This window comes from Rossellomorea sp. NS-SX7 (assembly GCF_052828565.1).
Map to the genome: position 1 here is coordinate 3,877,865 of NZ_CM128249.1, position 26,100 is coordinate 3,903,964.

Consider the following 26,100-nt stretch of genomic DNA (forward strand, 5'->3'; position numbering starts at 1 on the left):
GCAGTTGATTTCCGTGGAAGACTTCACTTTCCCGGGCGGACGGTGAGCCTCCTCGTCGCTGCGCTCCTGCGGGCTAGAAAAGCGGAGGAGTCTTCTTCCACTACAATTTCCACTACAATCAACTGCTGGAGCCGGTTGTGTCATAAAAACAGCCAGCCTTCTTTGTTTTTTTTATTTATCGAGATTAATTCGATTACTTCTCCATCCGATCCCTCGAAAAAGACTGCTTTCCATCCGTTATCAAGATGGATCGGCCCTTCCACAGCATCCAACCCTTGAAGGGAGAGCCTCTTTATCTCTCCTTCCAAGTCTTCCACTTCCCATGCAAAATGAACATGGGAGTGAAGGTGAGCGGTATTGGGATCAAATATCAACTCAAGCCATTCTTCATTCCTTGATAAGAACAGAATGTGCTCTTTCCCTAAGACAGCGGCGAACTTTTCTTCAAAACCAAAATGAGTTTGGTAAAATGCTTTGGATTTCTCCATATTCCTTACATTGATCCCGAAGTGATGCAGCTTCATGATTTCACCCCATTTCCCCGACCGCATACGACGCCATTTACAAAATCAAATTCATATCCCCGAACTCATGCCACATATATCCCTTCGCCAAAGCGCTGCGATAGGCACGGAACAAATGCTCATCGGGGACAAATGCCCGCAATAGATCCAGGTGGCTCGCCTGCGGCTCATGAAGCCCAGTAATCAGTCCGTCAACGACACGAAGGGGGCTTTCTTTGGTGATATAGAGGTCAGTCACGCCGCTCGCTGCGATTAGTTCACCAACATGGTCTCTAGCAACGGTTTCAAGCGCACGAACGACCGTCGTCCCCACTGCAATCACCCGGTTCCCATTCATTTTCGCTCTTCTGATGCTTTCCACCGTCTCTTCAGGGAGATGGTATTCCTCCGGATGGTTCGTTGGAGTCGGCCAGTGGTCATCACCGTAATAACTGAGTCCCGCATGAAGCTGCAGGCATACGACCTCAATCCCTTCAGCGCGAAGCTGTGAGATCAATTTCCAGGAAAACGCCCTTCCGGCGGAAGCCATCTCAACCGATCCCGGGACCGACCCGTATACAGTCTGGTATTTATCGAGCGGCCAAGGTGTATCGATGTATTCATAGCGGACCGGCTGCCCCTCTCGATATAAGAAGTCGTAAAAAACCGCCCCTTCTACATTGAATGCCAAACGGATCAAGGGATTTTCACTCCCTTTTCCCGTCATGACGGCTTTTACCCCGTCACCGAATGAAATGGGGAGACGGGTGTCATACATGCAGCCAAGAATCAGTGCATCCCATTCATTGCTGCTCACCTTCCTTGAGAGCCGGACCTCCACCTGACGATTCCCCTGTTTCCCCTGAAGAGAAGCCGGGATCGTCCTGCTGTTATTGACTACGAGAACGTCCCCTTTCTTCAAGTGTGCGGGCAGCTGATCAAAATGGGAATGGATGCAGGCACCCGTTTTTCTATTCAATACCATCAGTTTCACTTCATCCCTGTTCTTCCCGGTGAGCTCGATCGGCGTAGAGGCATTCAGCTGCTCTGGTATGCTAAAAACGGCTTCATTCATAGTCCTCACCCCGATTCCACTGAAACTCCTGCGCTTGGAACCTGCTTCCGGAAACATCGCTGGCAGCATCAGAAGCCAGATAAAGGAAAATGTCCATATGTTCATTCGGCTGTGCCAACGGATAGTCACAGTCCGGGACAGCCTCGTCATGCATATCGGTGTCCATTTCACCAGGGTCTACCATGTTCATACGGACACCTGTGCCCTGAAGCTCATCAGCCCATGTCTGGGTCAGTCCTTCCACGGCAAATTTAGATATCCCGTAGGCTCCCCACTCTGCAAAACCGGTTTTCCCCGCTTCAGAGGTCAAGTTGATGACAGAACCATGATTTCTCATCAGCATCCCCGGCAGTACCCGTTTGGTCACGATGAAAGGGTTGAACGCATTGATTTTTAATACATGGAGAAAATCGTCTTCCGGATAATCAGCCAGAAGCCTTGGTCCAGGACCGAAAATGGAAGCATTGTTGATCAACACATCAATCCTGCCGAATGCCTCCTCCGCTACCGAAACAAAACGGTCGACATCCTTCAAATCGGATACATCTGCTTCCAAGGCAACAACATCAGACCCTGACGCACGAATTTCCTTCTCCACTTCAGCCAAAGGGGCAGCATTCCTTGCACATATGGCGAGCTTCGCCCCTTCTCTTGCAAATTGAAGGGCTAATTCCTTCCCCAACCCTTTTGACGCTCCTGTAATCATGACAACTTTATCTTTTACCATTCTTTTTTCCTCCCAAATCGTTTTGTTGCTTTCAGTTTATGAAAACCGTCAGCTAAGCAAATCGGCTATAAGGGAGGATGAAAGATAGAAAATTGGACCGGTAATCATTTCAGACTTATGATGGAGATTTTTCAAAAACACGAACAATTAAACTGGATTTTTTGTTTATATTCGTGTTATAATGAATTCGAACTTAATTATCAGCAGTGACTGGCGAAAACGTGGAACGAACCACAAGGGAGCTGCGACTTTCATTTAACATTAGCCATAATGCCGTTCGCCTGGGCAAAGGCAAGGACATTTGTATGCCCTTGTCTTTTTTTATTGGGCTCTTTTCCATACTTTGTTGCTTTTCAGACAAACCTTTTTTAATGAGGCACACCATCGATAAGCAACGATTTTCAGAAAACAGTCTTTGACCAAATTCAGGAGGGATTGCTAGTGGAACCATTAATTTTAGACGGAAAACGAGTAGCTGCAGAAGTGAAGGAAAGCTTACGATTGAGAGTGTCTGCTTTAAAGGAAAAAGGGATCACACCTTGTCTTGCCACCGTGCTTGTAGGAGATGATTCCTCTTCTGAAACGTACGTGAAAATGAAAGGGAATGCCTGCAGGAAAATCGGCATGGAGTCCCGCCGCATTCACCTTCCGAAAGAAACGACAACGAGTGAGCTCTTGAAAGTCCTTAACGAATTAAATGCGGATGAGGATGTACACGGTATCCTTCTTCAGCATCCTGTCCCTAAGCATATCGATGAGCGTGCCGCGTTCGAAGCCATTTCTATCGAAAAAGACGTGGATGGTGTGACGAGCCTCGGCTTCGGTCAGACATCCTTTGGTTTCGGTGAGTATCCATCATGTACGCCTGCTGCCATCATGAACATCATTGATTTCTATGATATTCCGGTCGAAGGAAAGCATGCCGTCGTCATTGGAAGAAGCCCGATCCTGGGGAAACCTGTGTCCATGATGCTGTTAAACCGCAATGCAACCGTCACGACCTGTCATTCATACACAGAGAACCTGCCGGAGGTCATATCGCATGCCGATATCGTCGTAGCCGCTGTTGGAAAGCCCTGCTTCATTCAAGGCGATTGGGTGAAAGAAGGCGCGATCATCCTCGATGCCGGATACAATAAAGGGAATGTCGGTGACGTCGATTATGACTCTTGCTATAAGAAAGCCGGTGCGATCACTCCAGTCCCAGGCGGAGTCGGACCTGTAACCATTTCAATGCTTTTAAAACAAACCGTCGACTCTGCTGAAAAAACAGCAAAGCTTCTCAAGAAATCTTCATAACTCATCGTTTTTATCAGAGATTAGCTCTTTATAAGGGCTAGTCTCTTTTTGTTTTCTTTTCCAAATGCCTGCTAATTCTCCCGGTATTGGGGAAAAATGTGTAGAAACACCGAAATGCGGAAGCGCCTTGTTCAGCCCCGACAAACGCTTTTGGGCCGACCGATGAAGTCGCTCTTTGACTTCATTGGACGGACTGAAACGTCTCGAGGGGCTAGGCGCTGTAGCTGGACAATTCTCAAATTATATTTGTACTTTCTAATAATTTTTTAAAAAGGAGCAGATCCATGGACACTCAAAACAATCATTCATTCAACCAGCCGCCCGAGCCATTTTGGCGGGAATCTGTACAGCTTCCTACATTCCCCAAGCTTGCACAAAACATCAAGATCGACGCAGCCGTTGTAGGTGGAGGAATCGCCGGGATCACCACTGCTTATTTGTTGGCAAAAGGCGGGAAAAGAGTCGCCTTGATCGATGCCGGCCGGCTTATGAATGGAACCACCGGGCATACAACGGCAAAAATCACTGCCCAGCATGGGTTGATTTATGATGAACTCATTAATCACTTCGGAGAAGAATTCACAAAGAAGTATTACGAGGGAAACATGAAGGCACTCTCTTTCATGGAAAATACCATTGGGACTGAACAGATCGAGTGTAATCACACAAAACAAGATGCTTATATTTACTCCACCACCGATCAATATAAGAAAAAAGTGGAAAAAGAATATGAAGCTTATCTAAAACTTGGGATTGATAGTGAGCTGATGGAACAGCTGCCGATCGACCTCCCGATAAAAAATGCGGTCATCATGAGAAATCAGGCACAGTTCCATCCTTTAAAGTATCTGAAGGGGCTTGTTGACAGTATCGTCAACAAGGGGGGACAAATTTTCGAACAGACAATGGCAAAGACCATCAACGAGGGTGAAAGTACACAGGTTGTAACGGAAGACGGTTATCACCTCGACAGCGAATATGTCGTGATCGCCACTCATTTTCCTTTTTATGATGGGATGGGCGGCTATTTCGCCCGCCTCAAGCCTGACCGCTCATATACAGTTGGCGTAAAAACAAACAAAGAGTTCCCAGGGGGAATGTACCTCAGTGCCGAAGAACCGACCCGCTCCCTCCGCTATACAGAAGACGAGAACGGCGATAAACTTGTATTGATCGGCGGAGACAACCATAAGACTGGACAAGGGAAAGACACGCTTGAGCACTACAATGCCCTTGAAGACTTCGGGAATAGAGTCTTCGGGATCGATGAAGTGAAGTACCGGTGGTCTGCACAGGACCTGATTACATTGGACAAAGTTCCGTACATAGGTCCTTTAACCAAGAAGCACCCCGCCATCCTTGTGGCCACCGGGTTTCGGAAATGGGGGATGACCCTGGGTACGCTTGCCGGTCAGATCCTTTCCGATCACGTTCTTGGAAACCATAACCTGTACAAAGACCTCTTTGTACCATCACGCTTCAAAGCGGATCCGGGCATCAAGAGGTTCACAAAAGAGAATGCCAACGTAGCTGCACAATTGGTGAAAGGAAAACTGAATATCCCAACGAAGAAAGTCGATGACATAGAGAACGGTGAAGGAGCCGTCGTCCTGGTGAACGGCAGAAGATGCGGAGGCTACAGGAATGAAAAAGGAGAGCTTTTCGTCGTCGATACCACCTGCACCCATATGGGCTGTGAATGTTCCTGGAATCACGGGGACCATACTTGGGACTGTCCTTGCCACGGATCGAGGTTTGCCGTGGATGGCACAGTAATTGAAGGACCTGCGAAAGAACCACTTAACCGGGTTGAAGATCAACTGGAATAACGTCGAATATAGCCCGGGAAATATCTCGGATGAAAACGAAATATGTCAGTTTTTGACGCTGGCCTGGCAATGATATGAAGGAATATTTCCTTCAGTTAGTTCCCAAACTATAATAGCAAGAGTATTTTTTTAGGAGGGAAACGTATGGGCCGCACAAAGCAGGGAAACCGCAATGCACAGGCAAATACCAATGCTAAAAGAGGAAATCGTACAAGCTCTGAATTAGTGGAGTTTACGACCGGACGGGCCAAGCCTCAGAAGAACCGTCCTCAAGACTGATACCATTTACCGATAAGTGCCCTTGAATAGTTTCAGGGGCATTTTTTTATTTCTTCCTCACCCCCTGAAAGGAATACGAACCGCTCATCCCGAATACAAAAAGAGCAGATACTTTTTGGGAGGAAGATAAAATGAAAGAACATATGATGTTTCAACAAATGGAGTTCATCCGATCCCGAACGCTTGCCTTTCTGGATGCAACCACTGAAGAACAGGCTGATGCGATGCCGGATGGATTTCGCAACTCGATCCGCTGGAATCTTGGCCACATCCTTTTATCGCAGGAAAACCTTCTCTATTCTTTTGTAGGAGAAAATGAAAGAAAAGCGATCCCTGCTCATTACAATGAGTTGTTTGGATTCAATACAAGCCCTTTGACCTGGGAGGAAAACGGATTGACTCCTCCAACTTTAACGGAACTTCGTGACCTGCTTGAAGAACAGCCGAAAAGAGTGAAACAGACATTCACCGGTCGTCTGGACGAGCAGGGTGAAAAGCCATTCAACCTGGGAACTGTTTCATTCACAACATTGGGAGAGGTACTGTCCTTTGCCAATTGGCACGAGGGGCTGCACCAAGGGACAATCACAACCATCAAACGTGTACAGGGAGTCGAGAACCTGTTTGAAAAAGCAGAACAAAAAGTGAACTGACGGGTATATCGGCACCCGATACAAATAAACGTGCTCGCAAACTCTTGCGAACACGTTTATTTTTTCCCTTTGAACAAAATCAAAAAGTCCCCATATCCCTCAGCTTCCAGCCTCTCCTTCGGGATGAACCTGAGAGCGGCAGAGTTGATGCAGTACCTGAGGCCCTTTGGCCCTGGACCATCCGTGAACACATGTCCGAGATGGGAGTCCCCTTCCCGGCTTCTCACTTCCACCCGTGTCGATTTATGTGAAAGATCATATCGCTCCTTCACACTCGCGTCCATGACCGGTTTCGTAAAGCTAGGCCATCCGCAGCCGCTGTCATATTGGTCTTTCGATGTAAACAGCGGTTCTCCGCTCACCACATCGACATATAATCCTTCTTCTGTATTATTCCAATATTCATTTTCAAAAGGGGGCTCCGTTCCGTTTTCCTGAGTGACATAGTACTGCATATCGCTTAGCGATACACGCAGATGTGAACGATCCTTCGGCCAATATGTCCGGCTGAATTCTTCCCGCCCGGACCCTCTTTTGTACAAGGCGTATCGGAAGGCATTTTTCTTATAAAAATCCTGGTGATACTCTTCAGCCTCATAGAAGGCTTTAGCCGGAAGAATTTCCGTTACGATCGGCTTACTGAACTTACCGCTCTCTACAAGCTCCTCCTTTGATTCTTCCGCCAGCTTTCTTTGTGTTTCATCATGATAATAGATAGCTGTCAGGTAAGTAGGGCCCCGGTCTTTAAATTGCCCTCCGGCATCTGTCGGATCGATCTGCTGCCAAAACAAATCCAATAATTTTTTATAAGGGAATACATCAGGGTCGAATGTGATTTGAACCGCTTCAACATGCCCTGTATCGCCCGATATCACTTCTTTATAGGTTGGATTTTCCGCCTTACCGCCTGTATAGCCTGAGCGGATGCCGATGATGCCTTCCTGTTCGTCGAACGGCTCGACCATGCACCAGAAACATCCGCCTGCAAAGGTGGCTTTCTCATATGCCATATCCTCACTCCTTCGTTTCACGTGGAACACCACTACCCTTCCGCTTTCCCCTTACCCTTCAAAATAAAGATGATAATGAGTCTGACATCCCGGATTAAAAGAAGACCGGCAAAACGGGCATACTGATTGGCAATTCATATACTGCAGGACCGTCAGTTCATGTCGGCACTCCCCGCACAGTACTGCTTTAGAATTCCATTCATCCTTCGACCATCGTTCCGGCTCGTGATCGGTCGTCTCTTCATGGCAAAGGTGACACGGATAATATGTATCGCAGCACTTGAATTTAATCGCAATGATATCTTTTTCACTATGATAATGCCGGCACCGGGTTTTCGAATCAACGTCTACTCCCTTGACCACAACTTGTCTGGGCAACATTCGAACACATCTCCTTTTGAAAGGTCTTTTCTACTTTTTCGCCATCTAAGACGCATTTACCTGTCACAATCAAAAATAGGATACCAGCCGAATCGGCTGATATCCACCCCCTCATTTCACATGATTCAGGATCCCGCGTAAATCTCCATATTCATAGTCAGGCTTCACGCCCAGCTCGTCCATTCCTTTACCCTGACGATTGATCCAGGCGGTGTAGAAGCCGAAGCTTGAAGCACCTGCGATATCCCACGTATTCGATGACATGAACAAGACCTCTTCCCTCCTGACACCAAGTCTTTCAAGGACCAGCTGATAAGACATCGGGGTCGGTTTGAACTGCTTCACTTCATCCACAGAAAGCACCTCGTCAAGCAGTGAAGCAAAAGGGGATTGTTCGACTAACGGAGACAGCATATCAAATGAGCCGTTAGAGAAAATCGCCGTTTGATAGGATTTCAGTTTCATCAATACCTCTTCCGTTTCTTCATAATGATGAAGTTTCAGATAAGAATCCAACAATTCTCTTTCCGTTTCATTCGAAAGCTCTGCTCCCGCCTCGTTACATGCGTAACGGAGTGCATCCCTGGTAATTTCAAAGAATGTCGTATACCTGCCCATCAACTGTCGCAAAAAGCTGTATTCAAGCTGTTTCTGCCTCCAAATCCCACTGATGTCTTTTCCCTTCCCAGGAAACATTTCATTGCATTTCTCAATGACAGAGTGTACATCGAACAGCGTACCATAGGCATCGAATACAAATGCCTTTATCTTCGGCTTCGGCATATCCTCTTCCTCCCAGCAATCGATTTAAAGATTTCTTACCTTCATGATATAGGAGATATCACCATAAACAAACTGATAGCCCTTTTCGTGCTGTCAAAAATTCTTTACCGCGCCACTTTCAAATAGGATTCTATCCCGGCTGTTAAGGGTATAGTAAGAAAAAATAGAAGAACAGGGGAATTCAATTGAAAAAGAAGCAAAAGTGGTATAAGAAGAAAAAATGGTGGATCGGCGGGGCGGTCGTTCTCATCCTTGCTGCAATCATGCTCTATCACCGGGTGAAGCCCCTTCCACCGGGCATATCCTATGAAGGGGACGTTCAGACCCTTACTCAAAAAGATGTTGAATTTTTGTACGACCTCACGTATGAAAAGAACGGCAAAGAAGTATATGACCATTCCATCTTTGATGAAGTCTACAAAACCATCGAAGAAGCGGACGATTTTCTCGTCCTTGATCTCTTCCTCGTCAACGGCTATACAGACGGGAAACGGCCTTATCCTAAGCTCAGTGAAACATTATCAAATAAGATACAGGAACAAATGAAGAAAAAGCCCGACTTAAAGGTTGTCTTCATCACAGATCACGTCAATACGACCTACCGTTCACATACCGCTGATCAAATAGCACCTCTCGAGGAGCTCGGAGCAGAAGTCATCTATACGGACTTGAACCGGCTCCGCGATCCGAACATTATCTACTCAGCAGTCTGGCGTGCCGCCCTCGGATGGTTTGGACAGGAAGGGAATGGCTGGCTTCCGAACCCGATGGCGGGTTCAGCCCCAGATGTGACTGTGCGGTCTTATTTAAAATTACTGAATATCAAAGCGAATCACCGGAAAACGGTAATTACAGAGGATGCTGGACTCGTCCTTTCAGCCAATCCCCATGATGCGAGCGGATTTCATTCAAATATCGCCTTCAAAGTGAAGGGGGAAATCCAGAAGGACATGGTAAAAGCCGAAAGAGCGGTGGCTGCCTATTCCGGTGGCGACATAAACGCATTTCCGACTGATGAAGCGCTGGACAAGCTGATCAAGCCTGCCGCTTCGGGGGAAGGACCTTCTGTGAAGGCACAGATCCTCACCGAAAGCAAGGTTCAGGACCATGTCGTCAAAGCGATGGACGAAGCTGAAAAAGGAGACGAAATCTGGATAGGGATGTTTTATTTAGCCGACCGCGATATCATCGACGCCATAGAAGACGCAGCAGAGCGGAAGGTTGACGTGCGGCTCGTGCTGGATCCAAACCAAAACGCATTCGGTCAGGAAAAAATCGGACTTCCTAACCTGCCGATCGCATCGGAGCTCCATAATCTCAATAAGGAACACATCACCATCCGCTGGTATGACACAAATAAAGAACAATATCATTCCAAATTCATCTACGTCAAAGGGAAGACGGAATCCACCGTCATCGGCGGGTCCACAAACTACACTTCACGAAATCTGGATGACTACAACATTGAGGAAAGCATAAAGCTTGTCTCGGCAACAGACAGTGAATTCATCCAGTCCGTAGATCAATACTTCAAGCGGATCTGGGAGAACGAAGATGGGATATATACGGTGGAATATGAAAAGTATCAGGACAAACTTCCTGCATTTAAATACATCATGTACGTTTTACAAAAAATCTTCCAGGTTACCACATATTAATGGTTTATATCCTTTTAAAACGGGAATTACAAAACTAACAATCATTCAAGAAAAAACAAACAATGGAGGTAATAATTATGGGTTTTATTTTATATTTAATCGTCGGAGGGATCATTGGCTGGTTAGCAGGACTAATCTTAGGTAAGAACGTCCCGGGCGGAGTCATCGGAAATATCATCGCTGGTATCATCGGTGCATGGATTGGCGGGGAATTACTCGGAAGCTTTGGCCCGTCGCTTGCAGGAATCGCCATTATCCCGGCATTGATCGGAGCCATCATCTTTGTATTCCTTCTAAGCTTGTTATTGAGAGGGATGAGAAGGACTTCCCATTAATCTAAGCTATTGGAAAACTCCTCGAGATTTGTCTCGGGGAGTTTTTTTGTGCTTCAACGCGTATGTAAAATGTGAGACTTAGCGTCGTGAAGTCTCAAGTCCCCCCATATGAATCACCTCAATAACCAACAAAAAAACAGCCCGCAGGCTGCTTTTCTCATCAATACGTCATCGACTTACGAGATCTTCTTTTATTTCGGTACTTTTTGTAGATCGGGTAGATGATAGGCCCCCATTTGATCAATCTTCCAATTAAACGTTTCATAAAAGGCAACCTCCTTTGTTACGTATTGTTTACCCGCTACAAAGGAAAGGAAAACCCCATTCACCGATTAGAAACATTGCACTCTTCTGGTAGATCGGTAGAATCACAAGCACTTTCTGGAAGTTCTATTTTGTAATGGATAATCCACACTCCGTTTACAATGGCTTGCTAACCTAAAAGCAATTAAAGGAGGTATCTATTATGAAAAGTTGGCTTAAAAAAGGTCTGGTTTTATTAATCGTATTAACTCTCATCCCGATTTCCGTACAAGCATTCGAAGTACCGGAGAGCTCCTCAGGAGAAAGGGACGGCGGAATCGGCGACAGCACGAATTATCTGGATGCTGCACCGAATATCTCAGTAGATACAAAGGTCAATCAAATACTTTATCCTCTTTTTGCCACTCCGGCAATCAAGAAGAAGGGAGAAACCCTCACACTAAAGATTGATACGCAAGGTAAACAAGCAGGTGAATGGAATGTTAAGCTAAAGCAGACCAATCACTCTTCTCTCACAAAGGAATATGAATTACCGGTGCAATCCGTGAAAGAAGGACAATCTCACTGGAAGGACAGCTCTTCCGTAATGGATGTCACTGTTCAGATTCCAGAAGGAACACCAGAAAAATTGTATGACTTGGAAGTATCCTACACAGGTAATGGACAAAGAATCACAGACAAACAGCCTCATTCCGTTAAAGTGGTAGACGAATACAAGAAGGATTTCACATTCCTGCATCTAACGGATACTCATATCGGTTCTCCGCGAAACCTCGGTGACCCGGATGACCCGGCCTCAACAGACCCTGCTTTGGCGAAAGAAGCCGGCATGTGGGATCCCGATCCGAATAAGCGCTGGCTTTATCTTCAGAAGGCGATAAAAGAAGTAAACTTGAAGAATCCTGATTTTGTCGTGGTTACAGGAGACTTGATGTACGGACAGATGAACCCTCAGGAATATATCTATGAGTACGAAGAAACGTATAAGATGCTTCAAAAACTGAACGTGCCTGTCTATATCGTACCTGGCAATCATGATTACTATGCTCAGGATGCGACTTTGGCCGACGGTGCGAAGTACTGGGAAAAGTATTTCGGTCCACAATATTTTTCGTTTGATTACGGTCCATATGCACATTTCATCGGCTACAATTCATTTGACTGGCATAAGTTCGACCGAAGCGGTCATGGAACCGTTTCTGTTCCGACATGGGGCGGACAAATCCGTGAAGAACAATTAAATTGGGTTAAACAGGACCTTCAAAAAAATGCTGAAACAGCACAGGCAGGTCAGATTCGGGGCTTATTCTCTCACCATAACCCATTATGGCGCGACCGTGAGATTTGGCCGCAGGATGATCCAGAAGTTCAAAAGTATTGGAAGCAATATGACGAGCAGCATAACCCTCAAAACCTGGACACATTGGTACTTGGTGAAAAACTCGGGATTAAATATGACCAGCAATGGCACGGAGAAAACGCACAAGAATTAATCGATGTGATGAAAAACAATAATGTGAACGTCAGTCTTCACGGCCATACGCATATAGATGATGTGACAAAACAGGACGGTATCCTATACACGACTACGACAGCCATCGAACTAACCGGGAAACCTTGGGTTGGCTTCAGGGATTTCACCGTTAAAGACGGAGGGATTTCCTCTTATCATTATGATGAGTCCGGCCATTCCATCCCGGTTTACGAGAACGGTGATACGAAAAGCGGCGTGATGTCCTATGAGGCAGACTACAATCACGCAAATGATGGAAGTGCATCTTCTCAAGAAGTCACGGTCACGAACCGACTGGATAAGCCGCTGACGGTCACCCTGCCACTCTACATGAAGGAAGGAAGCTATAATGCTTCAAAAGGCACCATCAAGCAAAATTACCCTTCTGATGGCAAGCAGTACCTTGAAATAGAGGTTACGGTACCGGCAAACTCCACAGAGACCGTCATCGTCAATCAATAGCATACCCAAAGACCCTCTCCTTTTGGACGAGGGTCTTTTTTTGATATGTATGATTTCCCAAGGAAACGTTCCTGTCCAGTAAAAAAAATCCATGAACATGAAACAATTCCCGTCTGCCCTTGGTTACATCTATAAATGAACCATTGAGGGGAGAAAAAAATGAACAACAAACGATTAAACGGTTTATTCGTGTCGATCATCCTGTTCCTATCCTTGACTGCTTGTACCAGTTCCAACTCAAGCTCCAACCCCGGCGGAGAAGCGAATTCACCGGAAATCACCATGGAGGAATTATCAAAAATCACAAAAGGAATGGAACTACAGGAAGTGATTGATGTCGTCGGGGGTGAAGGGAAGCAGATGGGACAGTCGGGGGAGTCGGATACGAAAGCCCATAAAGTGAGTTATGTATGGGACGGAGCCGCTCCGAATTCATTCGTCCACATCAGCTTTCAAAATAACAAAGTCATGACTATCAAAGATGTGAACGTGAAATAATGACAGTATACCTCGGGCTGATTCTCTATCATCCTGATAAGCTATACTTTTTTCATAAACAAACGCCCAGAGGATCCTCCCTGGGCGTTTGTTTATATCTGATATTCCTATTTACTGCTTTTTGATTCAGATATCTTCCCTAAGAAGAATCCGTCCACTTCACTCAACTTTCCCCTCCATAGGATTTTACCCTTGGATGGGGTCGGCTTGCTGTCTCCACAGTAAACCTTGGTATTTTTCAAATGAATGAAATTCGCATCGCTATTGCTGCTCTCCTCTACCGTTTCACCTGCTTTGGCAAGTTCTTCGCTTACCTTTTGAGCGACATCACTGCCGTCTTCAAAGTTTTCGCTCAAAGCGTCAAAGTAGTCTTTAGCGGAAACGAGGGTGCCTGATACGACAGCCCCATTTACATTAAGCGTGATATCTAGCGTAAAGTCATGCTTATTAGCTGCCTGTACAAAAAATTCCAAGATACTATCCTTCGATTCCAATCCCATATTCACTACTCCCTTCTGGCCGTCATCAATTAAGAAGAAGTGTCGTCATCACTCGAAAGTGTTGTTTCCTCTTCTTCATCTTTATCTTCTTTTTTAGATGATTTTTTAGACTTTGAAGAAGATTTGCGTGTAGAGCGTTTTTTGCCTTTGGATGAAGAAGATTTGCCTTTTTTATTCTCTTCATCATCGTCTTCTTCATCTTGTTCGTCATCTGAATCATCATCATCTTCGTCAGACTCTTCTTCGTCGTCCTCATCCGCTTTTTTCTTGGATGCTTTTTTCGTGCTCTTTTTTGACTTTGTTTCTTCTTCATCTTCTTCGTCTTCGTCGTCTGTGTCCTCATCTTCTTCAGTGAGTTTCGTCAGCATATCTTCCAGCTTTTGAAGTCGATCGTTGAGCTGTTCGTTTTCCTGTTTAAGGGATTCGTAGTCTTTGTCACTGTTTGTCTCTTGTTCTTCAGCTTGATCCAAGCTTAAGGTTGTATCGTTTTCTTCCGTATCATCATCCTTGTTTTTCTCACGCTTGAACAGGCTCGCTGTGGACGTTTTCAATGTCGTGACCGCACTTCTTGATTTTTCCTTTGCTGCTTTTCCGAAGTCCAGGGATTTGCTTTTCAGCTTTTCCTGATCGATTGAATCAAGCAGCTTTTTCCCGTTTTCAGGAGTAGCCAGGTATCCGACTGTTGCTCCGAGCACACTTCCTGCAACTGTACGCTTGATCGGACCGCTCATTCTTTTCTTCTTTTCATTTGTTGATTTCTTATCCTGATTCTCTACTGTAGTGTCTTCAACTTTAGTATTGTTTTCTGCCATGGTTAAACCCTCCGATTAGTTTGATTGATTACTAGTTTTTAAGCGATTTGAGTCCATCTTTTTCTCGAGTGATTCCAAGCGTTCCTGTAACTTTTTATTTTCTTCTTCGAGTGCGCGTGTATTGTTGTCAGCCGCTTTGGAGCTTAGGTAAGGGTCGTTTTCCCACCAGTCCATGCCGATTTCCTTTGCTTTATCCACGGAAGCGACGATTAAACGGATCTTGATGGTCAGTAGCTCGACATCGGCAATCCCGACGGTTATATCTCCTGCGATGACAACCCCTTTATCCAGGACTTTCTCTAAAACATCCACGATTGTATTCGACTGCATTGAATGTTCCATAGCCATGTTGTTGTCCTCCTTTGAACCGGTGGGAATGACTTTACATCAAGCTCCCCAGAGGTCCGAGATCTATATTAAGGTCTTCTGCATCAAGACCGAAGATTTCTTTCAACTCTTCCATTTTCTCTTCAAGATTCATCAGGGCAACGCCAAGATCCTCGACCTGCTGATCTGTGAGCGTGCCGCCTTCCACACGCCTCATGGCATGCCTTTCCACGATTTGTCTTATTAACTCTATGACAGTGAGGACAAGCTGTGCCAACCCGTCCTCTGGATTATTTGAATCGAAGTTGATCCTGCTGCGTCCATTTGTTCCGCTGACCTGTTGCATGAATCAATCCCTCCCTTTCTTTATCAAGTCTTTCGGAGTTGATTTCTTTGCGCGTTCCGTTTTTATGCTGTACCAGTGTTTCCACCGAGGAGATCAGTACTCTAAGATCTAAATAGACGAGATCGACACCTGCAATCGAAATGACCAGGTCTCCTTTTATGGCTACACCTTTATCGAGAATCACGTCTAATATATCGATAAGTGCAATTTCTTTGTTTTCAATCGATTCTCTTACTGTCATAGCTCACATTCCTTTTCTACTATCTCTTATACTTCTTTAATCCCATCAGCAGAGTCTCTGAAACAGCCAATTTTATGAAAAACTTGAGAAGTGGTAAGACGGCCAAGGCCCTGAAGCTTCAAAGCTCCAACCTGATTTCTCTAATTCTTCTTTATATCGATCCACTTCTCCGATAAAGTCATCCACCTTGTCTTCAGCAATCAAGAACACGCTGTTCCAGGCCATGTTTTCCTGACGCCCGGTGACATCTTTGCCCCAGTTTTTCTTTACACTGCCTTCCAGTGCTTTTTCTTTCAGCTTTTCATGGACTTCTTCACAGATTCGATTTTTTTCATTTTCAAGTTCCTGATCGATCAGCTGGTCGATTTTCTTCTTTTCAAAGAATTGTCTACCCGGGGGAAGCTCACTGATTTCTTGTCTTTTCTCCTCAATGGCAGGGTTGCTCTCACTTACTTTTCCCCTGAGCTCTTTGTCGTTGCAGAATATCTTCACATTCCATTCTTCGTTGCCCTTCAATTTCGAAAATGTGCTGTCAAGCTTAATGCGATTGCTTTCGATGGTTCGCTTCAAGCTATCCTCGTTTTTGTATAGCGTACAGAACTTCAAAGGGACGATTGTATACATTTTCGATACCATCAAGACGGTTTCGTGATGATGGAAGGCTTTTTCCTGAAGCCATTCCATATCATTTTCAATCTTATCCTTCAACTCTTCTTCCGAATGTGCTTCGGAATTGATCGTGCACACAATGGCTGTCACATCACCAACTGAGATGGTATAAAGCTCGTTCTCACCATCAAAACCTGTAATGGAGGGAAGCGGTTGATCATTTGCTTCTTTTGTTGGGATCAAGCCATATAAATAAAGTAAATTGCTCATCCTTTCACCCTCATTTCTTCTTCGTCAATTCTTCCCATTGCTCCATTTCGCGCTGTTTTGCGATTTCATATCGTGCCAGCAGTTCTTCTTCCTTTTCCTGAAAGGCTTCTTCAGGGATTTCGCCCAGCTCGTACATCATTTGCAGCTGAATCAGCTTCTGCTGGATGGTAGGAAGGTCGTACAGCTCTTTGTCGGCTTCTTCTTTGATCTTTTCTCCGACTTTAATGACCATATTGATCGGCGCACTGACCAACTTATGGATCATCCGGCTTCCTCCACCTTTAAGCGGATGTTGACAAAGTTGTATGCCGGCCAAGGTCCGCTGTAATGAAAATCGACCTTATCCTTCCACTTTTCATGCGCTTCATTTACCTTTTGATCGAAGTATTCTTCTTTATCACGATCAATCAGAAACGCTGCATTGAGAAGCATCGTTTCACTCGAAGGATCATTTGCCTTCGCTGCCTCGGCAGTTTCTTCAAGCGGTTGGAAAATCTGCCTCTTCATTTCTTCCTGGAGGGAAGTAAAGAGCTTCTGAGCCATACCACCCAGTTTGATGCGCTCATAATAAGCGGCGGATTCAGACTTGCCTTTTACAGATGAAGACATCTTCTCCATTTCAGGATTCTCTTTCACCATTTTTTCAAGATATTCTTTCTTGCCAATCACTTTAAGTCCTATCTCGATTTTCCCTTTGATGGCCGGGAAGAGTTTTTCAAATTGCGGGTAAAGATTTTCAAGAAGCGCCTCTACATCCTCTTTGCTTTGAAAAACGTTACCGAAGCTGATCGGAATGACGGTGTCATTCTTGCTCATGACCTTGGATACCGTTTCCTGATGCATCAAAAGATTGTCTTTCTTTGGGTGATAGATCTTCATTGGCACTTCAGCCGCGACCATTGCGGCATCTTTGTACTTGATGGTAAAGACGTCACGTGATTCCCCTTCTAGTTCCACTGACCCAAACTCCTCTTCCTTGTCCGTTTGGATCGCACAAAATACATAAATTCCATTCTCTCCGCTCATGGATATGACTCTCCTTTATTGATCAGTTCGCACTTTTACATGCATCTATGATTAATTGTTCCGCTTTTTCTCTCGGGTTGTCGGCATCGATGCCGCGTTTCACGCTGTTACCTGCTATATCAATACATAGACGCTGAAATTCTTCGCTTTCACCGTCTATGGGAATGTCTAATTCAATGGCGAGCCTTGCAATCATCAGCGATGCACGCAAGCTCGGCCCGTGCTCGTTTTCCTTTGTACATTGATCGCGTAATGTTGAGATGATCGAGGTGATGACCCGGGCCTCTTCAATGACCAGATCTGCTTTTTCCGATACGATCAGTGCTTCGCGCTCACTGTCCTTAAAATCAATCGGAATGGTGATCATCCGGTCCAGCAGGGCATCCTGTGTATCGTATACCCCTGCGTACTCTGCCGGGTTACTGGTGAAAATCACCGAAAATTCCGGATGGACCTTCACAAATGGTTCCGTTAATTTCGTTCCGTATAAAGGGATGACTCCCTCTTCTAATATGGATAAAAAGATATTATTCGTCGTCGGCTGCGATCTTGTAAATTCATCGTAGACGAGAGTATAGCCATTTTTAGCCGCTTCAAGCAGACGGCCGTCCCTCCAGGTCTCCGTTACGCTTTCATCCTTTTTATAGACGGAGCGTATATATTGGTCGACAACCTTTTTGCTGGTATAGCCCGTAAAGTCACCGATCAAATCCCGGTTATTTAATTCATGATTGCCGTGTATGAGCATGACGGGACGCTTTCGTTTCTTGGCCAAAGCGAGCGCAAAGGAGGTTTTTCCGGCTCCCGAGGGACCGGTGAAATGGACAGGATAACCGGCTCTCAGATAGTGCAGCGAACGAGCCATCAGCTCCTTCGTTTCATCATCCTGGATCATTGCCCTGCTGTCTTTTTTGATACTGTTCCGTAAGACTGTCACGTTGATTTTCCCTCCTACTCACTTGCCGCTACATTTCTTGTCCAATCGCGCTTCTATAACGAACCTCCAGACGTTTGAAGGATGTTACTTCTTTATCTTTGTCCAGAAGTGCTTCATATGTGCCAAGCATTTCGTCCTTCGCATATTTCTTCATGTATTCCTTCTCTTCGACTACTTCCACAATCACTCGCCAGCCCTCTTCTTCCCTTACCTCCACTGAAGTAATCTTATGGACGGGAGCGACGTTTTCATTGAAGAAATCTGAAACATTCCCCATGATTTCTTTGATTTTCATAATGGCCTCCTTGCTCTGGTCCTATTAAAGGGAGAGAGTGGAATCCGGGGCCGGATTCCACTCCTGCTCTCCTTATGACCTGACATTAAATACTGAACTGAGAACTTCTTTCGTTTTCCTGCTTGGCAAGACCTTCTTCTTCCACATCATCACGCAGCAGCCCTACTGCCTCTGCATATCGTAACCATGTATCGACGCTTGCGATGACGACCCGTGCTTCTACGGTTAAAATCTCTATCCCAACGACTGAAACCCGTGCAAAGGCGTCAATTACAATCCCTTTGTCTAAAATCCGGTCAATAACCTCTGCTAAACTTGAACTGTCTGTCGTTTTTTGGATTGCCATTTAAATGATCTCCTTTCAGTGCTCTACCTTGAGCTGATCGTCTTGATATCTTTTGATGATTTGATGTTGGTGGAGCTTTTGATCTCAGTGGAACTCTTGATATCCATCGAGCTCTTGATTTCATTTACCCCTTTAATATCCGAGACGCTTTTCAGTTTGGTCTTGTCATTGTTCGATGAGGACATTTTATTCTGGAATTCTTCACCGGCTTCCTTGGCTTTCCCTAACTTCTCGCGGACATTGAGCAGGACATCCTGAACTTTTTCTTTTGCTTCTTCCGCTTTCGTATGAACCTTTTCGGAGTTTTTCTCCTTAGCTGATTCAAGTTTTTCAGAAGCCTCTTCTGCCTTTGATTGAATCCCGTCTTCCACTTTGTCCTGGACGCCTTCCACGAACTTTTCCTTGGCTTTTTCCTTGGCCTTGTCTTTTACCTTATCCTTGACTGGTTCCGGGGTGTGTTCGACGATTGTTTCAGCCATTTTACCGGCTGCTTTTTTTGCTGCTGACTTACTCATGTCATTCCCCCTTCGGAAACGTCCAGTTAAGTTGAACCGTTACTTTTTTGACTCCACAAGGCTGCTGAGCATTTCTTCGATTCGTTCCAACCGCTCATTGAGATTCTTGTTTTCTTCTTTGATCTCTTCTATTTCATCGCTGTTTGCAGAAGACGTAGTTGCTTCCTGCTCCTGTTGTGCCGTCTCTTCTTTTTTCTTATTGAAAGGCAATAAGCCGTTTTCGTATCTGCTCATATACCCTGCAGCTGACTGCCGTAAGGTGATCAGTGCCTGTTCTGTAATGAACTCCTGTGCCGTCCTTCTGAGTTCGTTCCCCGCCAGTCGCACAACTTCGGATTTTCCCAGGCTGCCGGCAATCTTTTTCCCGGTGCCGGGATGACTGAGCAGCCCTACGCCCGCGCCTACCACGCCGCCGATGATGGCGTAATTGACATTCACTCCTGCACGTCCGCCGTCTTTTGTTTCTGTTTGATTATGTTGTTCTTCCTGATTTGTTTTTTCATGCTTTTCTGTTTCTGCCATCTTTCATCCTCTTTTCTTAAAGCTTTTATTATTAAAAAATAGTCACCAAAACTCTACTTGCCATTCTTAAATACTGAATTGTGTACTTCTTTCGTTTTCCTGTCGGGCAAGGTCTTCTTCCTCTACTTCATCCCGGAGGAGGCCGACTGCTTCAGCATAGCGCAGCCAAGTGTCGACACTGGCTATGACGACTCTTGCTTCTACCGTGAGGATTTCAATTCCCACAAGCGAAACCCTTGCAAACGCATCGATCACGATTCCTTTGTCCAAAATGCGGTCGATCACTTCTGCGAGGCTGGAGCTATCAGTACTTTTTTGAATAGCCATCCTTTCCCTCCTCTCCTCTTTCTGTATGGAAGTTTCGTCTTGTACATTCATTCTCTAAAATCGAGTTATACGTCTGATTCATTGCCATTCACTATCATTCACTATTTGGTTTAGTCGATGTTTACCTCGATTTCTGAACCTCAAAACCTGGTTTGGTCATTAATTGAAATAAACTGGTATTTTTTATATTTGTTTTGATTCGGGCTCGCAGTTTTGTAATAAATGGGATCATGATTAGCAAGGATTTTTCCATTGATTTCGGTGCGTTCAAGTCAATTAAGACAAAATGATTACAGTTGAATGTTTTTTGTTTCATGGATAAGGGATTAAGATTAGGGAGGGGAAAGGTGGAAAAAAGGGGACCTGTCAGATACCCTTCTTCCCTACACCTGCTGTCGGTCAAGAATTTCTTTCAGTACGATGGCGTGGTTGTGTGACTTGTCTTTCGCTCCGTAGATGAGACTTACTTCTTTGTGCTCTTTTTCGACGATTTCCTTCAATTCTTTCAGCGCGCTTTGTTTATCTTCATCGTTATGGAGTTCATCTTTGTATTTCTCTTTGAATTCACCGAACTTGTCCGGTTCATGATTGAACCATTTGCGTAAACCGGGGGAGGGGGCCACTTGTTTGATCCAGTGATCGACGGCCAGTTCTTCCTTCGATCTTCCGCGCGGCCATAATCGGTCGACAAGGATTCGCAGGCCGTCCTGTTCTGATTTCTCTTCATACGCCCGCTTTATGTTCACTGGCATCCTCATCACTCCTTTTTTATGTATGTATTCCCTCTATCTTTGTTTCTTAACGTTTTCTGCATTTAAATTGCATACTCCCAGGGTATAGAACTTTATAAACGTGAAAATCTAGTTAGTGAGGTGGAAAAATGTCAGATTCAGATTACAAAAAAGATAGTATTTCCCTGACTGGTGCAGTCGGCCTCGGTACCGGGGTGATGATCAGTGCAGGGATATTCGCTCTGCTCGGACAGGTGGCTGGGCTTTCGGGAGCATGGTTTCCGCTGATATTTATTGCCGGGGGAATTGTGACCGGATTCAGCGCGTATTCTTACGTAAAAATGAGCAACGAATATCCGTCAGCAGGCGGTATAGGCATGTTTTTGGTAAAAGCGTATGGGAAGGGGACGCTGACTGCATCCGCAGCCCTGTTGATGGCTTTTTCGATGGTTATCAATCAAAGCCTGGTGGCCAGGACATTCGGAACTTATACGCTGCAGCTTGTAAACGGGGAACAGTCTGATTACCTCATCCCCTTATTGGGTGTGGGCCTACTGACGTTTGCATTTCTAGTGAATATTTCAGGGAACAGTTTCATCCAGACCTTTACCGGTATTGCTTCACTCATTAAGATAGCCGGTTTGGCGGTGTTCGCGATTGCCGGGTTATGGGTGGTTGGTTTCACTTTTCAACCTGCAGAAGGCGGGGCGAACCCACCCGATCCTTCAATGGCCAGCTATATTGCAGCCGTTGCCTTGACGATTCTTTCGTTTAAAGGCTTTACAACGATCACGAACAGCGGTTCTGAAATCAAAGAGCCAAAGAAGAATGTCGGAAGGGCGATTACAGTTTCGATTTTGATCAGTCTGGTCGTATACCTCCTGCTCGCATGGGCTGTTTCAAGCAATCTATCCATTACAGAAATCATTAAAGCCAAAGATTATTCACTCGCTGAAGCTGCCCGGCCGGCATTTGGTGATGCAGGCCTCTGGTTTACCGTCATCATCGCGATCATCGCAACGATAACAGGGATAATCGCCAGTGTATTTGCTGTTTCACGCATGCTTGCCATGCTTACGGAAATGAAATTGATCCCGCATAAGCACTTTGGCATGCCTGGACGGATTCAGAAGCACACGCTTGTCTACACAATCGTCGCGGCGATGATACTCACCATTTTCTTTGATTTAAGCAGGATTGCTTCGATGGGAGCCATTCTCTACCTGGTCATGGATATGATGGTCCATTGGGGTGTATTTAAACATCTGCGAGGTAAAGTAAAAGCAAACCCTGTCATCGTCCTGACGGCACTTGTGTTGGACGCCATTGTCCTTGCAGCATTCATTTGGGTAAAAGTACAATCGGATATACTTGTTGTCGGAGTATCCATCGTCTTCATGATCCTGATTTTCGCAGGAGAACACTTCTTCCTGAAAAATCGCGATCCTGAAGAAGGTTCAGATACACACCACGACCATTAAAAAAAGCCCTTCACTCACGACTTTAAAGCGGTGAGCGAAGGGCTTAACATTGCCTTTTCGCAGCCTGAAAGGACTGCAGTTTCCTTATTTATTCATCTGTGACAGGAAGTCTCCAAGCAAGTCTTCCATGCTCTCTTCCTTCGGTTCTTCTTCCTCTTCCGGCTGCCGTGACTTCATGGCACTTTCCCAATCAAAGTCATCCAGGTCTTCATCAGTGGAATGCGAACGTTCTTCCACTTCCGGCTCCTGTTCGTCCTCTCCGATAACTGTATCAAGCGACCATTCACGAGAAGAATCACGACTTGCTGCCGTCTCCTCCTGAAGGTACAGTGCTTCATCCATATCCATTGCATGGCTGTTGAGCGGGGTAAGCAGGGAAGCGGTCCTGACAGGATTCGTCAATAACTGATAGACTATGCTGCCGAGTAATGCCTCCGAGTGTTCATGCTTCAGCCAGTCGCGCTGGGATTTGTCGAGTGCCCTCGGAAGCGGGATCGTGATCGCTTCACGCTGCTTCGATACAGACTCATTGACTCCGTTTACGACAAGCTCTGCAATTTTACTAGAGAAATTTCGCTTCTCCGTTTCCTTGAGCTTCTGCAAATGCTTCAAGATATGGTCAGGCGTATCGGAAGGGAGGCGGAATGTGATCGGCTGCCCCCTTGACATCCCCTTTTCTTTCATACAATCACCCTATTTGGTTTTCGCTAACTTTTTCTCGTCTTCTTTCTTTTGATTCTGCTGTTGGTTCTTTCTTGAGAAATCAGCGATTAGTTTGTAATATGCGTTGGCCATCATCCAGATGCTTTCATTTTCGTCTTCGAAGAAGTCGATGTTGTAGCCGTCCAGATTGTTATTGAGCGTCTTGATATATTCCTTAAGAACGCTGGATCCGCCGCCGATGAAGTAGCAGATTTCCGTCTGGGAATTCTTCTGCCACATGTTGCGGAGGTGGCGGTATTGCTTCTTGGCAAGTTCGACAAGGATGCGGTCGACGATTTCATGTACGCTCGTACGGCTTCCTTTGACCATGATGTGGTTGCGATCATTTTTCTTCGTGATGATTTCCACAACGTCACGGCGGCTGTCGAGCTCGATGCCGTATTTCGAACGGATTTCTTCACGGATCAATTCAAGTGATTCAGACACCCCGAGGTTGAAGCCTTGAGCTTTGTCATCATCGACTTTACGATTCTTGATCACGGCGATATCGGTGGAAAGACCACCGATATCCTGGATCAGGATGCGCTTATCGATCAGGTCTTTATTGATGATGTTCCCGTTATTGTCCATCACAAGATTGATGAATGCCGCGAATCCTTCTGGATAGACCTTCACTTCATCAAATTTGATGTTCACCTTGATGCCCTGGTGGCGCGGAGTCACTAGGAATTCAACCTGGTGGACAGATCCAAGGAGCTTCGAACGGTAGCCGACATCCTTTCCTTCCTTCACTTCACGAAGGGGAAGACCCGTACCAAGCGTATAGTTTGCTTCTATGACATTATTATTCTTTTTAAAAAGTGAATCCTGCTCAGCTGCATCCAGAGCTAAAGAAGCAAACAGCATGATCAGTGTTTGGTCTTCTTCTGATTTACTGCTTCCCGGATCCAATTCAGTAGAGTTGTTGCTCTTCGTAGCCAGATTACCGACACGATAAATCGCATTATTGTCCTGCAGGGCAGGGGAGTGGACGCGGATATGTATGCCATCTAGAGGGTCTTGCTTGTCCAGTTCCTCGATCCCGATAATCGGACGATCTTCAATGTCTCTTGCAATCACATTTGGGATATTCAGTTCACTATCCAACTTTCCAAAAATACCTTTAAGAGAATCGTTACCTACATCAATTGCAGCAATTCGAGAGTTCGTCAAAAAAATCATCCTTTCATATATAAGTAAAAATTTATCAAAAAATTTAAACTCTTAATCAAAGATTAAAACACTTCCAGCCTCCGGTCAATCCTACTTTCAACTCTATCACACAACTGTAATGTTCGGCCTATTTGTATACATTTATGTATCGTTGTAAACAAAACAGTACACATCCTTATATACCAACATGTGTACGACTTTGTATACTTGTATACATTTTTGTCTACAATTGTGTACGTAAATGTATACAAGTATACAATATTGTAAACAACCATTATTTGGATGAAAAATAGTAAATTGAGAGTCTATCAAACTGCCTTTCTGCCACTTGTAAAAAAAGGAAAACGGGGAAATAGGACTGAAAGAAAGAAGATGCGTGAAAATATAGTAGGAAAATCAAAGGAATAAAATAAATAGAATAGGATGATGAGATAATGAAGGAACAAAAAAACTATTTTCCGTCGGATTATGAACAATCGAGAAACACAGTCAGGAGACACCTGCATAAAATCAAGGAAAAATGGCCGGATGCTGAACTTACAACGACTTCAATTGGGAAAGAAGAAGACAATACGACCGATATGATTGCATCCCAGGCCACTGAAACAAACAAGCAGGTTTTATTCTTCACTGCAGGAGAACATGGGATAGAGGGCTATGCAGGTACCGCCATGATCCATCTGTTTGTCGAAGAGTACTTGGACCGAGTCGATCCCGCCACGACCGGTATCTGTTGTATACATGCCCTAAATCCGTGGGGTATGAGAAACTTCAGGCGGGTGACCGAGAATAATGTCGATTTGAATCGAAATTACTTGTATAACCGCTCTTCGGTGCCGGACGATGTAAACGAGTACTATGAAAGAGAAAGTGAGTTATTCCTTCCTCACGGGAAGATAAAGGACTTGGCAAAAGAAAAGATGAAGCTGCAGGCGCAGCTGGTCAAGGCTCTTGCCGAAGAAGGATACAGCGCCATCAAGGAAGCGAAAGGGATGGGACAGTTCCAGTTCGAGCGCGGTGTCTATTATGGAGGCGAAAAAGAGGAAGAAACGGCCATTTTCCTGAAACAGATACAAAACAGGCTATTATCCGACTATCCCCGTGTCATCCATATGGACTGGCATACCGCCCTTGGGCCGACCAATGAGATTACGATGGTTGTTTCCTCAGAAGATGAGCGGGAAGAAGAGGAACTAAAGTCAAAATTCGACTTGAACAGCATCCAGAAATTTACACCGCAAAAAGTGAAAGGCGACTCGACCAACCATTTTCATAAATTGAAAAATGAGAAGTATCCTTCCACCTATTTATTCTCCGCCCTATTCGAGTTCGGTACATTTGGAACAGGCATGAAAGCGGAACTCCGGGAATTCATGACCATCGTCCTTGAGAATCGCCTCTACTGGGAAGGCGCTGAAAAGCAGGAAGACCGGGAATGGATCCTCTCTGAGTTCAGGGAAATGTTTTATCCCTTAAGCGATCAATGGAAGAAATCCGTCCTCCAGGAAGGACGTCTCGGCATCGAAGCCGTTTTAGGCGAAGAAGGCATCTTACCAACAAAATGATCAAAAAAGCTCCCTTCAGCGCCGCTTTTGAAGGGAGTTTTTTTGCCTGAAACTGAAGGCGTTATTATTCGACATACCCTTTCTCAATCTATTGCGACAACTCCCC

Annotated in this window: 33 protein-coding genes and 1 riboswitch; of the genes, 10 read left to right on the plus strand and 23 right to left on the minus strand. The window is 45.2% G+C overall.

Going from position 1 to position 26,100, the window contains the following annotated elements:
- Positions 1-140: 140 nt before the first annotated feature.
- From ACUXV2_RS19160 to ACUXV2_RS19170, 3 genes are read right to left on the minus strand one after another with little or no spacing between them, the layout of a single operon-like run.
- On the minus strand, positions 141-524 hold the full coding sequence (locus tag ACUXV2_RS19160) for a VOC family protein (RefSeq protein ID WP_446244738.1): 384 nt from the start codon (positions 522-524) through the stop codon (positions 141-143).
- A 37-nt stretch (positions 525-561) separates the two neighbouring features.
- The gene (locus ACUXV2_RS19165) at positions 562-1,578 is read right to left on the minus strand and encodes an S-adenosylmethionine:tRNA ribosyltransferase-isomerase (RefSeq protein WP_446244739.1); all 1,017 of its coding nucleotides are present in this window, start codon (positions 1,576-1,578) and stop codon (positions 562-564) included.
- Positions 1,571-2,305, minus strand: coding sequence for an SDR family NAD(P)-dependent oxidoreductase (locus ACUXV2_RS19170; RefSeq protein ID WP_446244740.1), 735 nt, complete (start codon positions 2,303-2,305; stop codon positions 1,571-1,573). The genes ACUXV2_RS19165 and ACUXV2_RS19170 overlap by 8 nt, the downstream gene beginning before the upstream one ends.
- A gap of 196 nt (positions 2,306-2,501) precedes the next feature.
- Positions 2,502-2,599, plus strand: a riboswitch (ZMP/ZTP riboswitch).
- A gap of 141 nt (positions 2,600-2,740) precedes the next feature.
- On the opposite strand from ACUXV2_RS19170, the gene ACUXV2_RS19175 reads away from it, so the two are divergent.
- The 4 genes from ACUXV2_RS19175 (at position 2,741) to ACUXV2_RS19190 (ending at position 6,365) form a co-directional block, all read left to right on the plus strand.
- Positions 2,741-3,604: a bifunctional 5,10-methylenetetrahydrofolate dehydrogenase/5,10-methenyltetrahydrofolate cyclohydrolase gene (locus ACUXV2_RS19175; RefSeq protein WP_446244741.1), complete on the plus strand. Its 864-nt coding sequence runs from the start codon at positions 2,741-2,743 to the stop codon at positions 3,602-3,604.
- 284 nt (positions 3,605-3,888) lie between these two features.
- Positions 3,889-5,433: an FAD-dependent oxidoreductase gene (locus tag ACUXV2_RS19180; protein ID WP_446244742.1), complete on the plus strand. Its 1,545-nt coding sequence runs from the start codon at positions 3,889-3,891 to the stop codon at positions 5,431-5,433.
- A gap of 144 nt (positions 5,434-5,577) precedes the next feature.
- On the plus strand, positions 5,578-5,712 hold the full coding sequence (locus ACUXV2_RS19185) for a hypothetical protein (protein WP_281358059.1): 135 nt from the start codon (positions 5,578-5,580) through the stop codon (positions 5,710-5,712).
- 131 nt (positions 5,713-5,843) lie between these two features.
- The gene (locus tag ACUXV2_RS19190) at positions 5,844-6,365 is read left to right on the plus strand and encodes a DinB family protein (protein WP_446244743.1); all 522 of its coding nucleotides are present in this window, start codon (positions 5,844-5,846) and stop codon (positions 6,363-6,365) included.
- Positions 6,366-6,421: 56 nt separating this feature from the next.
- Here ACUXV2_RS19190 and msrA read toward each other — a convergent pair whose 3' ends face one another.
- From msrA to ACUXV2_RS19205, 3 genes are all read right to left on the minus strand, one after another.
- The gene (gene msrA, locus ACUXV2_RS19195; RefSeq protein WP_446244744.1) at positions 6,422-7,375 is read right to left on the minus strand and encodes a peptide-methionine (S)-S-oxide reductase MsrA; all 954 of its coding nucleotides are present in this window, start codon (positions 7,373-7,375) and stop codon (positions 6,422-6,424) included.
- Positions 7,376-7,426: 51 nt separating this feature from the next.
- Entirely contained in the window at positions 7,427-7,756 is a 330-nt protein-coding gene (locus tag ACUXV2_RS19200) for a CHY zinc finger protein (RefSeq protein WP_446244745.1), read from the minus strand.
- A 111-nt stretch (positions 7,757-7,867) separates the two neighbouring features.
- Positions 7,868-8,539: a haloacid dehalogenase type II gene (locus tag ACUXV2_RS19205; RefSeq protein WP_446244746.1), complete on the minus strand. Its 672-nt coding sequence runs from the start codon at positions 8,537-8,539 to the stop codon at positions 7,868-7,870.
- A gap of 185 nt (positions 8,540-8,724) precedes the next feature.
- On the opposite strand from ACUXV2_RS19205, the gene ACUXV2_RS19210 reads away from it, so the two are divergent.
- From ACUXV2_RS19210 to ACUXV2_RS19225, 4 genes are all read left to right on the plus strand, one after another.
- Complete coding sequence (locus ACUXV2_RS19210) at positions 8,725-10,197, plus strand: phospholipase D family protein (RefSeq protein WP_446244747.1); 1,473 nt, start codon at positions 8,725-8,727, stop codon at positions 10,195-10,197.
- Between the two features lie 77 nt (positions 10,198-10,274).
- On the plus strand, positions 10,275-10,532 hold the full coding sequence (locus ACUXV2_RS19215) for a GlsB/YeaQ/YmgE family stress response membrane protein (protein ID WP_032087027.1): 258 nt from the start codon (positions 10,275-10,277) through the stop codon (positions 10,530-10,532).
- A 466-nt stretch (positions 10,533-10,998) separates the two neighbouring features.
- A complete protein-coding gene (locus tag ACUXV2_RS19220; RefSeq protein WP_446244748.1) occupies positions 10,999-12,771 on the plus strand; it encodes a metallophosphoesterase family protein in 1,773 nt (590 codons plus the stop codon).
- 159 nt (positions 12,772-12,930) lie between these two features.
- Positions 12,931-13,269, plus strand: coding sequence for a hypothetical protein (locus tag ACUXV2_RS19225; protein WP_446244749.1), 339 nt, complete (start codon positions 12,931-12,933; stop codon positions 13,267-13,269).
- Between the two features lie 107 nt (positions 13,270-13,376).
- Here ACUXV2_RS19225 and gvpU read toward each other — a convergent pair whose 3' ends face one another.
- The 15 genes from gvpU to ACUXV2_RS19300 form a co-directional block, all read right to left on the minus strand.
- Complete coding sequence (gene gvpU / locus ACUXV2_RS19230) at positions 13,377-13,769, minus strand: gas vesicle accessory protein GvpU (protein ID WP_446244750.1); 393 nt, start codon at positions 13,767-13,769, stop codon at positions 13,377-13,379.
- 29 nt (positions 13,770-13,798) lie between these two features.
- Positions 13,799-14,581, minus strand: coding sequence for a GvpT/GvpP family gas vesicle accessory protein (gene gvpT, locus ACUXV2_RS19235; RefSeq protein ID WP_446244751.1), 783 nt, complete (start codon positions 14,579-14,581; stop codon positions 13,799-13,801).
- Between the two features lie 15 nt (positions 14,582-14,596).
- Positions 14,597-14,929 (minus strand): gas vesicle protein GvpJ, encoded by a 333-nt coding sequence (gvpJ, locus tag ACUXV2_RS19240; RefSeq protein WP_446244752.1) that lies wholly within the window; start codon positions 14,927-14,929, stop codon positions 14,597-14,599.
- A 34-nt stretch (positions 14,930-14,963) separates the two neighbouring features.
- Positions 14,964-15,254: a gas vesicle protein K gene (locus ACUXV2_RS19245; RefSeq protein ID WP_446244753.1), complete on the minus strand. Its 291-nt coding sequence runs from the start codon at positions 15,252-15,254 to the stop codon at positions 14,964-14,966.
- A complete protein-coding gene (locus tag ACUXV2_RS19250; protein WP_446244754.1) occupies positions 15,199-15,495 on the minus strand; it encodes a gas vesicle protein in 297 nt (98 codons plus the stop codon). The genes ACUXV2_RS19245 and ACUXV2_RS19250 overlap by 56 nt, the downstream gene beginning before the upstream one ends.
- Before the next feature lie 72 nt (positions 15,496-15,567).
- Positions 15,568-16,374 carry a GvpL/GvpF family gas vesicle protein gene (locus ACUXV2_RS19255; protein ID WP_446244755.1) on the minus strand — a complete coding sequence of 269 codons (807 nt, stop codon included), beginning with the start codon at positions 16,372-16,374 and terminating at the stop codon, positions 15,568-15,570.
- A 10-nt stretch (positions 16,375-16,384) separates the two neighbouring features.
- Positions 16,385-16,639, minus strand: coding sequence for a gas vesicle protein GvpG (locus tag ACUXV2_RS19260; protein WP_446244756.1), 255 nt, complete (start codon positions 16,637-16,639; stop codon positions 16,385-16,387).
- A complete protein-coding gene (locus ACUXV2_RS19265) occupies positions 16,636-17,400 on the minus strand; it encodes a GvpL/GvpF family gas vesicle protein (RefSeq protein WP_446244757.1) in 765 nt (254 codons plus the stop codon). The genes ACUXV2_RS19260 and ACUXV2_RS19265 overlap by 4 nt, the downstream gene beginning before the upstream one ends.
- A gap of 22 nt (positions 17,401-17,422) precedes the next feature.
- On the minus strand, positions 17,423-18,337 hold the full coding sequence (gvpN, locus tag ACUXV2_RS19270) for a gas vesicle protein GvpN (RefSeq protein ID WP_446244758.1): 915 nt from the start codon (positions 18,335-18,337) through the stop codon (positions 17,423-17,425).
- Between the two features lie 28 nt (positions 18,338-18,365).
- Complete coding sequence (gene gvpO / locus ACUXV2_RS19275; RefSeq protein ID WP_446244759.1) at positions 18,366-18,632, minus strand: gas vesicle protein GvpO; 267 nt, start codon at positions 18,630-18,632, stop codon at positions 18,366-18,368.
- An 85-nt stretch (positions 18,633-18,717) separates the two neighbouring features.
- Entirely contained in the window at positions 18,718-18,978 is a 261-nt protein-coding gene (gvpJ, locus tag ACUXV2_RS19280) for a gas vesicle protein GvpJ (RefSeq protein WP_446244760.1), read from the minus strand.
- 23 nt (positions 18,979-19,001) lie between these two features.
- Positions 19,002-19,493 (minus strand): gas vesicle protein GvpQ, encoded by a 492-nt coding sequence (gene gvpQ, locus ACUXV2_RS19285; protein ID WP_446244761.1) that lies wholly within the window; start codon positions 19,491-19,493, stop codon positions 19,002-19,004.
- A 39-nt stretch (positions 19,494-19,532) separates the two neighbouring features.
- Complete coding sequence (gene gvpT, locus ACUXV2_RS19290) at positions 19,533-20,015, minus strand: GvpT/GvpP family gas vesicle accessory protein (RefSeq protein ID WP_446244762.1); 483 nt, start codon at positions 20,013-20,015, stop codon at positions 19,533-19,535.
- A 66-nt stretch (positions 20,016-20,081) separates the two neighbouring features.
- Complete coding sequence (gene gvpJ, locus ACUXV2_RS19295) at positions 20,082-20,342, minus strand: gas vesicle protein GvpJ (RefSeq protein ID WP_446244763.1); 261 nt, start codon at positions 20,340-20,342, stop codon at positions 20,082-20,084.
- A gap of 383 nt (positions 20,343-20,725) precedes the next feature.
- Positions 20,726-21,094: a DUF488 domain-containing protein gene (locus ACUXV2_RS19300; protein WP_446244764.1), complete on the minus strand. Its 369-nt coding sequence runs from the start codon at positions 21,092-21,094 to the stop codon at positions 20,726-20,728.
- A gap of 128 nt (positions 21,095-21,222) precedes the next feature.
- Between ACUXV2_RS19300 and ACUXV2_RS19305 the strand changes: the two genes are divergently transcribed.
- The gene (locus ACUXV2_RS19305) at positions 21,223-22,554 is read left to right on the plus strand and encodes an APC family permease (RefSeq protein ID WP_446244765.1); all 1,332 of its coding nucleotides are present in this window, start codon (positions 21,223-21,225) and stop codon (positions 22,552-22,554) included.
- Between the two features lie 84 nt (positions 22,555-22,638).
- Here the strand turns inward: ACUXV2_RS19305 and ACUXV2_RS19310 are convergent, their stop codons facing one another.
- On the minus strand, positions 22,639-23,238 hold the full coding sequence (locus tag ACUXV2_RS19310) for a hypothetical protein (protein ID WP_446244766.1): 600 nt from the start codon (positions 23,236-23,238) through the stop codon (positions 22,639-22,641).
- Between the two features lie 9 nt (positions 23,239-23,247).
- Positions 23,248-24,429 carry a ParM/StbA family protein gene (locus tag ACUXV2_RS19315; protein WP_175989903.1) on the minus strand — a complete coding sequence of 394 codons (1,182 nt, stop codon included), beginning with the start codon at positions 24,427-24,429 and terminating at the stop codon, positions 23,248-23,250.
- A 434-nt stretch (positions 24,430-24,863) separates the two neighbouring features.
- Between ACUXV2_RS19315 and ACUXV2_RS19320 the strand changes: the two genes are divergently transcribed.
- Complete coding sequence (locus ACUXV2_RS19320) at positions 24,864-25,994, plus strand: M14 family metallopeptidase (protein ID WP_446244767.1); 1,131 nt, start codon at positions 24,864-24,866, stop codon at positions 25,992-25,994.
- The last annotated feature ends 106 nt before the right edge of the window (positions 25,995-26,100 follow it).

Bases quoted from the DNA above. Each gene is read 5' to 3' on its own strand.
- ACUXV2_RS19160 (WP_446244738.1), bottom strand. From the start codon at position 524: ATGAAGCTGCATCACTTCGGGATCAATGTAAGGAATATGGAGAAATCC.
- ACUXV2_RS19165 (WP_446244739.1), bottom strand. From the start codon at position 1,578: ATGAATGAAGCCGTTTTTAGCATACCAGAGCAGCTGAATGCCTCTACG.
- ACUXV2_RS19170 (WP_446244740.1), bottom strand. From the start codon at position 2,305: ATGGTAAAAGATAAAGTTGTCATGATTACAGGAGCGTCAAAAGGGTTG.
- ACUXV2_RS19180 (WP_446244742.1), top strand. From the start codon at position 3,889: ATGGACACTCAAAACAATCATTCATTCAACCAGCCGCCCGAGCCATTT.
- ACUXV2_RS19185 (WP_281358059.1), top strand. From the start codon at position 5,578: ATGGGCCGCACAAAGCAGGGAAACCGCAATGCACAGGCAAATACCAAT.
- ACUXV2_RS19190 (WP_446244743.1), top strand. From the start codon at position 5,844: ATGAAAGAACATATGATGTTTCAACAAATGGAGTTCATCCGATCCCGA.
- msrA (WP_446244744.1), bottom strand. From the start codon at position 7,375: ATGGCATATGAGAAAGCCACCTTTGCAGGCGGATGTTTCTGGTGCATG.
- ACUXV2_RS19200 (WP_446244745.1), bottom strand. From the start codon at position 7,756: ATGTTGCCCAGACAAGTTGTGGTCAAGGGAGTAGACGTTGATTCGAAA.
- ACUXV2_RS19205 (WP_446244746.1), bottom strand. From the start codon at position 8,539: ATGCCGAAGCCGAAGATAAAGGCATTTGTATTCGATGCCTATGGTACG.
- ACUXV2_RS19215 (WP_032087027.1), top strand. From the start codon at position 10,275: ATGGGTTTTATTTTATATTTAATCGTCGGAGGGATCATTGGCTGGTTA.
- ACUXV2_RS19220 (WP_446244748.1), top strand. From the start codon at position 10,999: ATGAAAAGTTGGCTTAAAAAAGGTCTGGTTTTATTAATCGTATTAACT.
- ACUXV2_RS19225 (WP_446244749.1), top strand. From the start codon at position 12,931: ATGAACAACAAACGATTAAACGGTTTATTCGTGTCGATCATCCTGTTC.
- gvpU (WP_446244750.1), bottom strand. From the start codon at position 13,769: ATGGGATTGGAATCGAAGGATAGTATCTTGGAATTTTTTGTACAGGCA.
- gvpT (WP_446244751.1), bottom strand. From the start codon at position 14,581: ATGGCAGAAAACAATACTAAAGTTGAAGACACTACAGTAGAGAATCAG.
- gvpJ (WP_446244752.1), bottom strand. From the start codon at position 14,929: ATGGCTATGGAACATTCAATGCAGTCGAATACAATCGTGGATGTTTTA.
- ACUXV2_RS19245 (WP_446244753.1), bottom strand. From the start codon at position 15,254: ATGCAACAGGTCAGCGGAACAAATGGACGCAGCAGGATCAACTTCGAT.
- ACUXV2_RS19250 (WP_446244754.1), bottom strand. From the start codon at position 15,495: ATGACAGTAAGAGAATCGATTGAAAACAAAGAAATTGCACTTATCGAT.
- ACUXV2_RS19255 (WP_446244755.1), bottom strand. From the start codon at position 16,374: ATGAGCAATTTACTTTATTTATATGGCTTGATCCCAACAAAAGAAGCA.
- ACUXV2_RS19260 (WP_446244756.1), bottom strand. From the start codon at position 16,639: ATGATCCATAAGTTGGTCAGTGCGCCGATCAATATGGTCATTAAAGTC.
- ACUXV2_RS19265 (WP_446244757.1), bottom strand. From the start codon at position 17,400: ATGAGCGGAGAGAATGGAATTTATGTATTTTGTGCGATCCAAACGGAC.
- gvpO (WP_446244759.1), bottom strand. From the start codon at position 18,632: ATGAAAATCAAAGAAATCATGGGGAATGTTTCAGATTTCTTCAATGAA.
- gvpJ (WP_446244760.1), bottom strand. From the start codon at position 18,978: ATGGCAATCCAAAAAACGACAGACAGTTCAAGTTTAGCAGAGGTTATT.
- gvpQ (WP_446244761.1), bottom strand. From the start codon at position 19,493: ATGAGTAAGTCAGCAGCAAAAAAAGCAGCCGGTAAAATGGCTGAAACA.
- gvpT (WP_446244762.1), bottom strand. From the start codon at position 20,015: ATGGCAGAAACAGAAAAGCATGAAAAAACAAATCAGGAAGAACAACAT.
- gvpJ (WP_446244763.1), bottom strand. From the start codon at position 20,342: ATGGCTATTCAAAAAAGTACTGATAGCTCCAGCCTCGCAGAAGTGATC.
- ACUXV2_RS19300 (WP_446244764.1), bottom strand. From the start codon at position 21,094: ATGCCAGTGAACATAAAGCGGGCGTATGAAGAGAAATCAGAACAGGAC.
- ACUXV2_RS19305 (WP_446244765.1), top strand. From the start codon at position 21,223: ATGTCAGATTCAGATTACAAAAAAGATAGTATTTCCCTGACTGGTGCA.
- ACUXV2_RS19310 (WP_446244766.1), bottom strand. From the start codon at position 23,238: ATGAAAGAAAAGGGGATGTCAAGGGGGCAGCCGATCACATTCCGCCTC.
- ACUXV2_RS19320 (WP_446244767.1), top strand. From the start codon at position 24,864: ATGAAGGAACAAAAAAACTATTTTCCGTCGGATTATGAACAATCGAGA.